At 54.1% G+C, this 12,493-nt stretch carries 12 protein-coding genes; 7 read left to right on the forward strand and 5 right to left on the reverse strand.

Annotation, left to right across the window (positions count from 1 at the left end):
• Positions 1–42: 42 nt before the first annotated feature.
• Together GV764_RS10895 and GV764_RS10900 are read right to left on the reverse strand one after the other, a co-directional pair.
• Positions 43–1,431, reverse strand: a complete 1,389-nt coding sequence (locus tag GV764_RS10895) for a NarK family nitrate/nitrite MFS transporter (RefSeq protein WP_161660174.1) — start codon at positions 1,429–1,431, stop codon at positions 43–45.
• A 284-nt stretch (positions 1,432–1,715) separates the two neighbouring features.
• Positions 1,716–2,300: a TetR family transcriptional regulator gene (locus GV764_RS10900; protein WP_161660175.1), complete on the reverse strand. Its 585-nt coding sequence runs from the start codon at positions 2,298–2,300 to the stop codon at positions 1,716–1,718.
• 117 nt (positions 2,301–2,417) lie between these two features.
• Between GV764_RS10900 and GV764_RS10905 the strand changes: the two genes are divergently transcribed.
• Both GV764_RS10905 and GV764_RS10910 read left to right on the forward strand, forming a co-directional pair.
• Positions 2,418–3,911 carry a SmvA family efflux MFS transporter gene (locus tag GV764_RS10905; protein ID WP_161660176.1) on the forward strand — a complete coding sequence of 498 codons (1,494 nt, stop codon included), beginning with the start codon at positions 2,418–2,420 and terminating at the stop codon, positions 3,909–3,911.
• Between the two features lie 44 nt (positions 3,912–3,955).
• A complete protein-coding gene (locus GV764_RS10910) occupies positions 3,956–4,402 on the forward strand; it encodes a hypothetical protein (protein WP_161660177.1) in 447 nt (148 codons plus the stop codon).
• A gap of 35 nt (positions 4,403–4,437) precedes the next feature.
• Here the strand turns inward: GV764_RS10910 and GV764_RS10915 are convergent, their stop codons facing one another.
• The gene (locus tag GV764_RS10915; RefSeq protein ID WP_161660178.1) at positions 4,438–5,313 is read right to left on the reverse strand and encodes an EamA family transporter; all 876 of its coding nucleotides are present in this window, start codon (positions 5,311–5,313) and stop codon (positions 4,438–4,440) included.
• On the reverse strand, positions 5,310–6,521 hold the full coding sequence (locus GV764_RS10920) for an MFS transporter (RefSeq protein WP_161660179.1): 1,212 nt from the start codon (positions 6,519–6,521) through the stop codon (positions 5,310–5,312). Before GV764_RS10920 ends, GV764_RS10915 begins: the two co-directional genes overlap by 4 nt.
• Before the next feature lie 132 nt (positions 6,522–6,653).
• On the opposite strand from GV764_RS10920, the gene GV764_RS10925 reads away from it, so the two are divergent.
• Positions 6,654–7,115 carry a winged helix-turn-helix transcriptional regulator gene (locus GV764_RS10925; protein ID WP_161660180.1) on the forward strand — a complete coding sequence of 154 codons (462 nt, stop codon included), beginning with the start codon at positions 6,654–6,656 and terminating at the stop codon, positions 7,113–7,115.
• A gap of 237 nt (positions 7,116–7,352) precedes the next feature.
• Here GV764_RS10925 and GV764_RS10930 read toward each other — a convergent pair whose 3' ends face one another.
• The gene (locus GV764_RS10930) at positions 7,353–7,694 is read right to left on the reverse strand and encodes a hypothetical protein (protein ID WP_161660181.1); all 342 of its coding nucleotides are present in this window, start codon (positions 7,692–7,694) and stop codon (positions 7,353–7,355) included.
• Positions 7,695–8,165: 471 nt separating this feature from the next.
• Here GV764_RS10930 and GV764_RS10935 point away from each other — a divergent pair, with 471 nt between their 5' ends.
• From GV764_RS10935 to GV764_RS10950, 4 genes are all read left to right on the forward strand, one after another.
• The gene (locus GV764_RS10935; RefSeq protein WP_161660182.1) at positions 8,166–8,531 is read left to right on the forward strand and encodes a hypothetical protein; all 366 of its coding nucleotides are present in this window, start codon (positions 8,166–8,168) and stop codon (positions 8,529–8,531) included.
• 12 nt (positions 8,532–8,543) lie between these two features.
• The gene (locus tag GV764_RS10940; RefSeq protein ID WP_161660183.1) at positions 8,544–10,640 is read left to right on the forward strand and encodes a pyrroloquinoline quinone-dependent dehydrogenase; all 2,097 of its coding nucleotides are present in this window, start codon (positions 8,544–8,546) and stop codon (positions 10,638–10,640) included.
• A gap of 91 nt (positions 10,641–10,731) precedes the next feature.
• The gene (locus GV764_RS22405) at positions 10,732–11,016 is read left to right on the forward strand and encodes a MipA/OmpV family protein (protein WP_161660221.1); all 285 of its coding nucleotides are present in this window, start codon (positions 10,732–10,734) and stop codon (positions 11,014–11,016) included.
• 517 nt (positions 11,017–11,533) lie between these two features.
• Positions 11,534–12,475, forward strand: coding sequence for a VirK/YbjX family protein (locus GV764_RS10950; protein WP_161660184.1), 942 nt, complete (start codon positions 11,534–11,536; stop codon positions 12,473–12,475).
• Positions 12,476–12,493: the final 18 nt, after the last annotated feature.

Raw genomic sequence — 12,493 nt, forward strand, 5'->3', positions numbered from 1 at the left:
GACAGGAAGAAGGCTTCCTGAATGATACTGCCGAATCGATAGTTATTTTTTTCCGCGCTGAGGGCGGCCATACACCAGCCAGGTCACCAGCACGCAAACGATGTAGAACACCAGAAACACTTTCATGGCGCCCACCGGAGAACCGGTCATTTCCAGCGAAGTGCCGAAAGCTTTCGGGATAAAGAAACCGCCCACCGCGCCGATGGCGGAGATAAAGCCCAGCGCGGCGGCGGTATCGGTGACCGCTTCCTGCTGGGCCTGCTGCTCGCTGCCGCCCTTCAGCTTGACCCGGTAGATCGTGATGCGCCGGAAAATCACCGCGATCATCTGGAAGGTGGAGCCGCTGCCTAAACCCGCGGTGAGAAACAGCCCCATAAACACCAGATAGAACGCCACGAAGCTGCCTGAGCCGCTGCCCGGCAGGGTTAAAAACAGCAGGGCGCTGAACAGCGCCATAAACACGAAGTTAATCAGCGTGACCCGCACGCCGCCGAAGCGATCGGAGATCATGCCCCCCGCCGAGCGGGCCAGCGCGCCGATAAACGGGCCGAAAAACGCCAGCCTGAGGATGTTGACGTCGGGGAACTGGGTTTTCGCCAGCATCGCAAAACCTGCCGAAAAACCGATAAACGAGCCGAAGGTCGCCAGATACAACAGGCTCAACAGCCACAGATGCGCGCGCTTCAACACCGGCAACTGGGAGCGAATCGACGCTTTCGAACTGGCGATATCGTTCATGCCGAACCAGGCGGCGACGGTAGCGACCAGTAACAGCGGCGCCCAAATCCACGCGGCGTTCGCCAGCCACAGCGAAGAGCCGTCCGGCTGCTCGACGCCGTGTACGCCCAGGAACACGAACATCGGCAGGGTGATGACCAGCGGGGACACCATCTGCATCACGCTGACGCCCAGGTTGCCCATCCCGCCGTTAATCCCCAGCGCGCTGCCCTGACGGGCTTTGGGGAAGAAGAAGCTGATATTGCCCATGCTGGAGGCGAAATTGGCCCCTGCGAATCCGCACAGCAATGCGATGATCATAAATACTTCAAACGGAGTAGCCGGGTTTTGAATAGCGAAGCCGAGCCAGACGCAGGGAATAATCAGGATCACGGTGCTTAATACCGTCCAGTAACGCCCACCGAACACCGGTACCATAAAGGAGTAGGGCACGCGTAAAATAGCGCCGGATAATGAAGGTAACGCGGTTAATAAAAAAAGCTGATCGGTGGTGAAATTAAACCCGACCTTATTGAGATTGACCGCCACGGCGCTAAATAACATCCAGACGCAGAAGGCTAATAATAAGCAGGCGACGGAAATAACTAAATTGCGGCGCGCAATGGCTTTACCTTTATTGTTCCAGAAGGCGTCGTTTTCAGGTTTCCAGTCTTTTAATAAATAACTATTGGATTTGGTCGTTGTCGGTAACATGATCGCCCCTTGCCTGAATCGGCATTAGAAACAAAAGGTTACGGCGAATAATTGCGCATCCGTTTGATAATAAAGCGACAAAATTGAATGGGTGAACAAATCAAGAATAGATAAAAAAGTCGCAGAGACAGGGTGTGACGGGGATTAACCGCTTGGTTAATTGTTACTAATTGTAATAATTAAACCCTGAGCGATGAATGTTATAGATAACCTTTAACAGAATAATAAAAAGTAATAGTGACCTGATTCACAATTATTTATTGCGCCGCTCTCCTGTTGCAGTTTTATGATGCGGGCGTTAATTCATTATTAATCATGATATCAACGTGACGGCGAAAGGCCTCTTCATCCATCCCGGATAATCCCAGTTTAGCAATGCCATCCAGCCCGCTGACAAAGGCGATAATTCGCCAGGCAATATTTTGCGGGGTGTCGCGAAGCTGAAATTCATTCTCATTTGCGCCAGCGGAAATAATTTGCGTGGTCGCGTCATGCCACATTTCCATCGATATTATCCACGCCTGTTTCATTTCCGCTTCGCGCCGGGCGAGGGCTTCTGCTTCGCCGAACAGCCGGAGGTACTGCTCGATGTCAGGGTTATCGAATCCCAGCGTCCAGTTCAGCTTTGCACGCCAGCTTTTCAGCGGCGGAGCGCCTTCCAGATCCAGCGACTGGCGGCTGAGGCGCAAAAACGTCTCGGCTTTTAACGCCATCGACGAAGCAAAATGGTGATGCACCTGGCCTGCGGCGATCCCGGCCTCGCTGGCGATGCGGCGCACCGTCATGGCGGAAAGTCCGTCGGTCAGCGCCACGCGCATCGCGGCTTCCATCACGTTTTCCCGGCGGTCTTCACGGCTCATATAACTCATATCTGGTTCCTCAGTGGCGGATCCCGAGTGTATCAAAAAAGTTGGACGCGCATTCAAATTTCCGTAGAATCGCAATGCTGGACAACCGTCCAAGTTTGTGTGAAGAGTGATAAACGTATGTTTCGTAGATGGTATACCTTAGCCATTTTGGTGCTGATCTATATTCCTGTTGCCATTGATGCCACGGTGCTGCACGTGGCGGTGCCGTCATTAACCCTGGCGCTGGGGGCGTCCGGTAACGAACTGCTGTGGATTATCGATATCTATTCGCTGGTGATGGCCGGGATGGTGCTGCCGATGGGGGCGCTGGGCGATCGCATCGGCTACAAGCGCCTGACGCTGATCGGCAGTTCGCTGTTTGGCGCGGCGTCGCTGGCGGCGGCGTTTTCAACCCAGGCCAGCGAACTGATTGCCGCGCGGGCGCTGCTGGCGGTGGGCGCGGCGATGATCGTGCCGGCGACGCTGGCGGGCATTCGCAGCACCTTCAATCACGAGCGCGAGCGCGGTATCGCGCTGGGGATTTGGGTGGCTGTCGGCTCTGGCGGCGCGGCGTTCGGCCCGCTGGTGGGCGGTATTCTGCTTGAGCACTACTACTGGGGCGCGGTGTTTTTGATTAATCTGCCGATTATCGCGCTGGTGCTGCTGTTTACCGCATTGTGTATCCCGCGCCAGCCGGTACAGCGTGCCCAAACCCTGAATTTAACCCAGGCCCTGATGCTGATCGCGGCGATCCTGCTGCTGGTGCTGGCCGCGAAAACCAGCCTGAAAGCGAACAGCAATCTGGCGCTGGTGCTCGGGGCCTTACTCAGCGGCGCGCTGCTGATGGGGCTGTTTATCCGCAGCCAGCTGCGGGCAAGCGCGCCGATGATCGACCTGACGCTGTTTACCCATCGCATTATTTTAACCGGCGTGCTGATGGCACTGACCGCGATGATCACCCTGGTCGGATTCGAACTGCTGATGGCGCAGGAGTTGCAATTTGTCCACGGCTTTACGCCGCTGGAGGCCGGGATGTTTATGCTGCCGCTGATGCTGGCCTGTAGCTTTAGCGGCCCGGCGGCGGGGGCGCTGGTGGGGCGCTTCGGCTTGCGTAAGGTGGCGACGCTCGGCATGGCGCTGAGCGCCCTGAGTTTTTACGGCCTGGCGATGACCGATATGGCCAACCAGCGCGCCGTGGCCTGGGGCTGGATGATCCTGCTGGGGCTTAGCGCCGCCACCGCGCTGTTGGCCTCTACCGCTGCAATTATGTCTGCGGCACCGAAGGAAAAAGCCACGGCGGCGGGGGCGATCGAAACCATGGCCTATGAGCTGGGTGCGGGCATGGGCATTGCCATTTTCGGCATGATTTTAAGCCATTCGTTTAGCGGCGCCATTGACCTGCCGACGGAACTGCCCGCCACGCTAATGGCCCAGGCCAGCGCGTCAATCAACGAGGCGCTGCTGGTGGCGCAGCAGCTAAGCCCGGCGCTGGGCGAGCAGGTAGCCAGGGCTGCCAACGTGGCGTTTAAAGAATCGCACAGCGCGGTGCTGAGCGTCGCCAGCGGGATGCTGCTGGTGCTGACAGCAGGAGTGTGGTTTGCGCTGAGGCCGGTGCAGCGATTGACAGAGTGATCGTCATCAATAAGTATTACTGTTCACTTATACCGGGGGTAAAGATGCGCGAAATAATGAATATCCTGTCAGTGACTTTACCCATGATGGCGTTATTCATTCTGTTCAGACTGTTTTTCAGGGCGGTGCGACAACCAAAACGCATTATTTCAGAAAGCAATGGCATGAAGAAAATTTCTGGTAACCCCTCGATTTTTCGGGGGGCTTCGCAGAAAGTTTATTATTATGACAGCGAGTATTTATATGAGGTTAAAAACGACGTGACCTCTAAAATTCCCCTCAGCGAAATTATTCAAATCAAACCGGGTTATACTCAAATAAATAACCGGCGAAACTGGTTGGTGAGCTATCTTAAACACGGCGAGAAAAAGCACGTTGAGTTTTTCAACAACTTAACGATTTTTAATCACAATTTCTCTGGTTTTTTGTCAGCGGTTAAACAAGCCAATCCAGAAGCGGAGATCAAAGCGCTGACGTTTTTCAATCTCTGAACCACGGAAAACGGGCTGTCTGCGTCACCGCCGCGCTAGTGAGTAAAATATCGCTGTAGCCGCTGACCATACAGGCCGACAGCCAGCCCTGTAATAATGAGCGTCAGCGCGACAATCTTCATCGCCGGGACGGTTTCACCAAAAATCATCACAGAGCCGAGAATGCCAAATACCGGCACCAGCAAGGATAATGGCGCAACGGTGGAAACAGGATAACGCTTAATAAGCGAGTTCCACACCCAATAGCCAAACAGGGTGTTAGGGTAAACCTGAAACAAAATGGAAAACAGCGCACGCGCATCCATATGGCTGATGAGCGAACGATAGCCACCGGGCCCGTTGACCAGCCAATCCAGCAGGAAAAGCGGGATGGGGGAAAAGGCGCTCGACCAGACCAAAAATGCAAACACCTGTTTTGTGCCGGTTTTTTTGATCATGATGTTAGCTATGCTCCACGCCATCGCGGCCGCAAGCACCAGCGTCATGCCGGAGAACGTGACTGAGCCATCGGTGATGAAAAAAATGCTCAGTAATCCTGCGCCGGCGAGCGCAAAACCTGCCAACTGATAGCGGCTGAGAGGTTCTTTGAAGAGCCAGCTTCCTGCAATAAGCGTGAAAAACGCGCTGAACTGAAGCACCAGCGAGGCAATGCCCGCCGACAGGCCGGTTTTAATACCCAGATTAACCAGCCCCCACAGACCAATACCAAAAACCAGACCGTAACCGATGAGATAACGCCACGGGACATCCGGTTTTTTAATAAACAGTAGCGCCGGCAGGGCGCACAGCGTAAAGCGGAGACCGGCCAGAATAAAGGGATCGACCGCGTGCAGCCCTAATTTAATCACGGAAAAGTTGACGCCCCAGATCGCCGTAATCAACACCGCGAGGAGTAAGTGAGGTAATTTCATGAGTGACGCGATCCCAACCAGAACAGAAAAGCGCAGGCACTGACCAGCGCACCGGCATAACACACGCAATGCCATCCACCAAACGCATAGAGCTGGGTAGCGGCAATCGCGCCCAGCGCGCTTCCCAGCGAATAGAAACACATATACGCCCCGACGAGACGGCTTGCAGCCTCGGGTCTGGCGGCAATAATCATGCTTTGATTAATGACGTGAACTGTCTGGACGGCGAAATCCAACATGACGGCGCCGAGAGCCAGCAACAATAACGATTTTTCGGGAAAGGCAATGGGTAGCCAGCAGAGCGTCAGTAACGCCAGCGCGGAGCCGCTCGCGCGTTGCCCCCGGCCTTCGTCAGCCCACAACCCGCCCCGGGAAGCCGCCAGCGCACCGGCTACCCCCGCTAAGCCAAATAAGCCGATCTGGGTGTGCGACAGGGACAGGGCGCTGAGCGGCATCACCATTGAGGTCCAGAGCATACTGAAGGCCGCAAAAATCAGCAGAGCCAGTATGCCTCGCTTACGCAACTGCGGTTCAGTAATGAACAGCTGAAAGACAGACAGCACCAGGAAAGGGTATGAAGTACGCGGTATGGTGATAGCGGTAGCGGGCATCACTTTTGCCAGTGCCAGAGATACCAGAAATAGCAGGCAGGCGGCAGTGAGATAAACCGCCCGCCATCCAGCCAAATCGGCGATGGATCCTGATACAAAGCGTGCGGATAATATGCCCAGGACAATGCCGCTGGTCACGCTGCCTACAACCTGACCGCGCTGCTCAGGGGCCGCCAGCGTTGCGGCCCACGCGACCATCAGTTGCGCCACCACCGCCATCAAACCTACCAGCAGCATCGCGCCCAGCAGCGTTATAAAATTCGCTGCAAAGGCCGCCACGGTTAACGCCACTACCGAGAGCAACAACTGGACAATCACCAGCGTTTTACGATTGCACCGATCGCCCAGCGGAACCAGAAAGAGTAACCCGATGGCGTAGCCTGCCTGGGTTGCGGTAACCACCGTACCTGTGGCGCCGGGATGCACATTCATGCTTGCGGCGATCGATTCCAGTAACGGCTGAGCAGAATAAACATTGGCGACCGCCAGCGCGCAGGTCAGCGAGAATAAAAAGATTATTCGAGGCGATAGCGGTGACGCGCCTGAAGACAGGGTATCGATCCCCAGGGCACAAGCTCTGCCCGCCGAAATGTTCATATTGCGTTCCTTTCTGGTTGCTTTTTGAAACCTCTGTGCCACCATAATTATCAGCGAAGGTTTTTTTTTGCAACTTCTTTTCCAGAAGGTTAATCTGGCGTCTGTCTGTCAACGTGCAAAAGGAGAGAGGAGATGGCTAAACAGGAAGCGCTCAGAACCAGTGAATGTCCTGTTGCCCGGACCTTAGAATCGATAGGCGAGCGCTGGTGTCTGATGATCATTCGTGAAGCGTTTGATGATGTGCGGCGATTCAGCGAATTCCAGAAGAACCTTGGCCTGGCGAAAAATATCCTTGCGGCACGTCTCAGGCATCTGGTGGAAATCGGCGTGTTTGATATCTGTCCCGCCTCTGATGGCAGCGCCTACAAGGAATACATCCTGACCGAAAGGGGTCGTTCCGTATTTCCGATTGTGGTCGCCATGCGGCAGTGGGGTGAGCGCTATATGTTTGAAAAGGGCGAGATACACTCTGTGTTGCTGGATAAGGCGAACGGCGAGCCTTTGCCCGTGTTAGACGTTTGCTCATCCCGGGGGGAGAAACTGGGGCCAGCTGATTGTTATCGTCAACGTGTCGCTGCCGGGGCCAGGCTTTAGCTTAACTGCGTAACGCTGACTCTCTATTCCAGTCCCGCGTCGGTTCTTCACGATATCTTTCAACCAGGCCATAAAAACGCAGAATCTTCGGTGATCCCGCTACTGTTGGGTCACAAAAAACGCGAAAGAACGGTCTGGTATCCTGGCTGCAAAGTGGATAATACCTTACAGATATCTGAGTCTCCGGACGTCTACTGTGTGAGGGCGGCAACAGCAGCCCTGTGACAGAAGCAGACGTTAAGCATCGATTGACGGATCGTACTCCCACTCTGATTCGTCACGGTAAATCGTACCCTCATCATCCATTACCTGGGCATTGAGATGTCTGGCAATCTCTAACATTTTTTTGTACAGGCAGGTATCTGGCCATTTGGTATAAATATTACCTGCGCTCCAGTCAAGCCATGGCGTTTCATACAATGAGGGACCTGACCACAAGGCGTGGTAATCGCCGTTGATAATATGTCTGCTTAATTCATTATCGTTATTAATGTAGTTAAGCCATTCGTCAGCAGTTATCTGCGCATCATCATTATCTGCCCAAAATTCAGCTCTCGTAATGTGAAACTCAACACCCATAGGCTCTCCTGAACACGGGAATAGACTTCACAAACTAGCATAGTGATGTATTAAAAACGAGGTGAGTAACACTACCATATCGATAGAATTGAAAGACATATCTGGCGGACCTTTCAGCCCTCGTAGTATGCAAATCAATGGGAACCGTGAGTTTGAGCACCGGGTCGCGCTATAAAAACTACGTTATTCCGAGACAAATTATCACAAGACTGTAGCGCTTTATTTCCAGACACCGATGCTCCACGCCGAGCGATGCGTCGGCTTGATGCTGAAAGCGTTCTGCATTGACCCTACCCATGTTTGAACACCCCTTTAAAAACCTTCTTCTATACTCAGTGACGTGTAGTGAACTATGCCGCTGTTTTCTTAACTGCCTGAATTTTTTACTTGTGTTCTTGCCAGTCACAGCGGCATTCACCTGCGCATATGACTTTCTGGTTAATTTTTATTTGTGATAGGGGACTTCCTGGTATGTTGTATTCTCATCCCTCACGGGCTGGCACGCTATTGCTGCTGCTGGCTGCGGTGACTGGCTTCGCGATTGCGTTATACGCCTGGCTGACGCCGCTTACTGGCGTCACGGGTACTATTGGTGCGCTGGGCGTTGCCATTGCCTGCGCGGTACTGGCGATACTGGCCTTTATGCTGCGTGCCGCATCCGGTCGTGGCGCGCGCATCTTCCTGATTATTGTCACCCTTGTGGCACTGGCGGGTATTGGTTTTGCAGCCGCGCTGCTGCACCAGTACATCATTACTGCAGCAATGGTGGTCGGCCTGATTGGTCTGATTATGCTGAGCAGCTCTTCCGTTCACCGCCATCCCCGCGTCAGAGCCTGAGGAGCCCCACCCGTGCATAACGATAAACACTACCCATTAATAAAAGTCAGCATGACAGCGCTGGCGCTGCTGGTCGCTCCGCTTTCGCTGCAGGCACAGGATAAAGCCGCCGAAGCCTCTCAGGGGACCCAGGAAACGCTCAACGTGGATGCTGCCGACCAACAGGCGCCGGGCACCACCAAAACCACCGATGAAGCCTCAACCGGAAAAAGCGAAGGACAGAAAGTCGCGTCGGCTGACCAGCCGGCGACGCCGCTGGTGCCTTCCGCCGCAACCTGGGACAGCTTTCACGGACAGCTTAACGCGCAGAAATACAGTCCGCTGACCCAGATCACGGCGGAGAACGTTGGCAAACTGAAAAAAGTCTGGGAGTTTCATACCGGCGATGTCTCGGATGGTAAAGGCGACACGCCTGCAACCGTCTGGTCCGCGACGCCGATTTTTGCTAACGAGACGATTTATACAGGCACGCCTTTCGATCGCCTGATTGCGCTGGATCCGGGTACGGGCAAAGAGAAGTGGCACTATGACACGAAATCTTCGCGCAAAGCTCTCACGCAGCCGGTACTGAAAAACCGCGGCGTCTCTTACTGGCAGGCAAAACAACCGGTCGCCGGAGAAGCCTGTCAGAAAATCGTTTATATGGGCACCGTTGATGGCCGGCTGTATGCGCTGGATGCCGATTCAGGCAAGCCGTGCAGCGGCTTTGCGGACAAGGGGGTACTGGATATTAATCAATGGAACACGGTAAACGCCAAATATCCGCTGTCCATTCTTCAGCCGCCAACGGTGGTCGGTAACCATCTGCTTGTGGGCTGGGCCGGTAAGGACTGGGCCTATGCTGAAGCGCCTCCGGGCACCGTCTTTTCAATCAACGCGCAGACCGGCGAACGTGAATGGTCTTTCGAAGCCATCCCCGCTGACATCCGCAAACGCACCGGGACGGCCAACGTCTGGACGCATATGTCTGCCGACGAGGCGAATGGCCTGGTCTATCTGCCGGTCTCCTCCCCGTCCCCGAACTACTGGGGCGGTAACCGGGTAGATCCTATTCCGCTTGGTACATCCACTACCGCGCTGGATATCAACACCGGTAAGGTTGTCTGGTCTCGCCAGTGGGTGCATCACGACGTGTGGGATTACGATATTAACTCCGCCCCAACGCTGATGGATATCACCGTAAACGGCAAACAGATCCCGGCGCTGATTCAGGCCACCAAACAGGGCTTCCTGTTTGTGGTTAACCGCCTGACGGGGGAGGATGTCTGGCCTATTGAAGAGCGTCCTGTTCCGCAGGGCGACGGTTCGGTGCAGGGGGAAGTGCTTTCGCCAACCCAGCCATTCCCGACCAGGCCTGCGCCGCTGCTCGATCAGTCGAAAAAGCCGGAGATCTGGACGCTGGCCGATATGGTCGGCGCAGGCCAGTGCTCCCGCCTGTGGGATAACCTGACGTATAAGGGAATGTACACGCCGCCGACCACCAAAGGCGAGGGGGCGCTGACCTACCCGGACAGCGCCGGTGGCGTGCAGTGGGGCGGGGTGGCATTTGATCCCCATAAACAGATCGCTATCGTAAACACCTCTCATATCGTGCAGTACGTGAAGCTTTATAGCCGCGAAGACTACGACAAAGCCGATAAAGACGCTGGCAACGAGAGCGGCTTTGCGCCCCAGGAGGGCGCGCCTTACGGCCTGCGCCTGATGGTCGCGAACAACTGGCTGGGTATGCCGTGCTGGAAGCCGCCGTTTGGTGAAATCGTGGCGCTGGATATGCATACGGGAGACGTGAAGTGGCGCCGTCCTGTTGGCGCATCGCAGCAGTATGGCTTCTTTATGCCGGAAAGCTGGGGTTCACCCACCATCGGCGGCCCGGCTGTAACGGCGGGCGGCGTGATCTTCATTGGTGCCTCAATGGACGCCAAAGTGCGCGCCTACTCGGTAGAGACCGGCGAAGAGTTGTGGTCAGATCAGGCTGAAGCACCTGCGGTGGCCAACCCGTCGGTGTATGAGTATAAAGGCCGCCAGTATGTCGCGTTCGTCGCGGGAGGGAACACGATTCTGAAGGATCAGGTGGGCGACCAGGTGGTGGTCTACGCGTTGCCGGAATAACTTCTTCCAGAACGATTAATGAAAACAGCGTGGGGCCCCAGGGCCCCACGTTTATGCTCTTAATCCACCCTTCCACCGACTCAATTCCGGCCTGTATCGCACCCGCTTTGGTTTTTACTGGAATGACCGGAAGTTTAATCACTATTACTACGGCGTTAGCACCGGGGAGGCCGGGAGAAGTGGGTTACGAAAATATACGCCAGGTGAAAGTGTCACACCTTATGCCGAAATCAGCGTGAATGATACGCTGACTGAACACTGGGACATCTACGGGGGGGTTCGCTACACCTTATTGCCGGATGATGTCAAAAAAAGCCCAGTGACAGAAAAAGACTCGCTTCTTTCCTTCTGGACCGGTATTGCTTACACATTCTAATGATGAGCCGGGTTTGTTCGCCCGGTCTTTTACCACTCACTCATTTTGATGACCCACCGTGATAATCAACTCAGTGTGCCGCTGACAGGTTAAATGAGTCCCGGTTCTGCGCCGGGGTAATAAGATAATATCAGTGAAAGTCCTCTTCAGAAATGCAGTGATTTTTTTAAAAAGCCACTCCGTCCTTTTCGCTAAGCATTAATCCCTCACGAAGGTTTTGTTTGTAAATAATCCCTGAAAATAAGGTTGCCGGGGCTGCATTATCTGAATAGCAGAGACTGCCCGGGGACGTATACATCACCGCAGGATCAGATATACGCCGTTGCTCACTTTTTTTTGCTCTAATCCACACGCCTCCCTCAGGGAACGATAATTGCAGAAGGTCAGGATGAATGACGGGGCAAGGTATAACAAAACCAAACAAAAGGTAAACCAAACGCAAATAAAGCTCTCCACGGTATTAATCCATTTTTAGCCGCCCTGTAAAATAGGCGGTGAATAAGAGGAGAAGCTTCACGTGTCACATACACACCTGCAGGACGATGCATTTCACCCGCATCATACAAATATCATTTCTGAGCTTGTGAGAGGGAAACGGGTCCCGGGGCCCATCTGGCAGAAGCGCGACTATCGTCTGAAATTTCTTTTACGCTCACTTCTGTTCTGGTCTTCAACCCGTCACATGCTGGACGCGCTATCCGGTCGCGATGATTTTAACCGCCTGCTGGCTACACAAGTCACACTGCCCGCCAGGACACATCGCCAGTACCTGATGCGGGGCCTGAGCGCCAGAGATCGTGCAGAGGCTGTAGTTAACCACTATCACTGGATCGATAGCCTTAAATCCTCTTTTCTGGCACAGGCCTTATTAAGTCCGACTGAACACACTCTTGTTCACTTTCATGTCAGAGATGACGTCAGTTATAGCATTACTGCTTCTTCTGCGCACAAAGCCGAGCGCGAGGGTGAAAGTACATTATGGATCCGTGATAATGAAAATAACCTGCTGGCGAGCCTGACTTTTAGCGTCGTATGCAGGAACGGTCAATCGGTGCTGGTGATCGGCGGATTACAGGGGCCACGTCGAAACGTTTCACGGGAGGTAATTAAGCAGGCGACGCGCGCCTGTCACGGTTTGTTCCCAAAGCGTGTGCTGATTGAAGTTCTTTTATTACTGGCTTCACAAACACATATCAACGCCATTCACGCCGTGAGCGATGAAGGGCATGTGTTCCGCGCCCTTCGTTATCGGCTGAGTAAAGGACGTCACTTTCATGCCAGTTATGACGAGTTCTGGCGTACTCTCGACGGAGAAAAGGTGTCGGCATATTGCTGGCAATTGCCGCTTCAGATAGCACGTAAATCGCTGGAGGATATTGCCAGTAAAAAACGAGCTGAATACCGCCGCCGCTTTGGGCTGCTTGATGAAATCGGGACAGGCGTAAAAGCGTATTTTTAATGTCTGCAAGATGATTTG

Origin of the sequence: Atlantibacter hermannii, assembly GCF_009907385.1 — a bacterium.
Lineage (GTDB): Bacteria > Pseudomonadota > Gammaproteobacteria > Enterobacterales > Enterobacteriaceae > Atlantibacter > Atlantibacter hermannii_A.

Bases quoted from the DNA above. Each gene is read 5' to 3' on its own strand.
- GV764_RS10895 (WP_161660174.1), bottom strand. From the start codon at position 1,431: ATGTTACCGACAACGACCAAATCCAATAGTTATTTATTAAAAGACTGG.
- GV764_RS10900 (WP_161660175.1), bottom strand. From the start codon at position 2,300: ATGAGTTATATGAGCCGTGAAGACCGCCGGGAAAACGTGATGGAAGCC.
- GV764_RS10905 (WP_161660176.1), top strand. From the start codon at position 2,418: ATGTTTCGTAGATGGTATACCTTAGCCATTTTGGTGCTGATCTATATT.
- GV764_RS10910 (WP_161660177.1), top strand. From the start codon at position 3,956: ATGCGCGAAATAATGAATATCCTGTCAGTGACTTTACCCATGATGGCG.
- GV764_RS10915 (WP_161660178.1), bottom strand. From the start codon at position 5,313: ATGAAATTACCTCACTTACTCCTCGCGGTGTTGATTACGGCGATCTGG.
- GV764_RS10920 (WP_161660179.1), bottom strand. From the start codon at position 6,521: ATGAACATTTCGGCGGGCAGAGCTTGTGCCCTGGGGATCGATACCCTG.
- GV764_RS10925 (WP_161660180.1), top strand. From the start codon at position 6,654: ATGGCTAAACAGGAAGCGCTCAGAACCAGTGAATGTCCTGTTGCCCGG.
- GV764_RS10930 (WP_161660181.1), bottom strand. From the start codon at position 7,694: ATGGGTGTTGAGTTTCACATTACGAGAGCTGAATTTTGGGCAGATAAT.
- GV764_RS10935 (WP_161660182.1), top strand. From the start codon at position 8,166: ATGTTGTATTCTCATCCCTCACGGGCTGGCACGCTATTGCTGCTGCTG.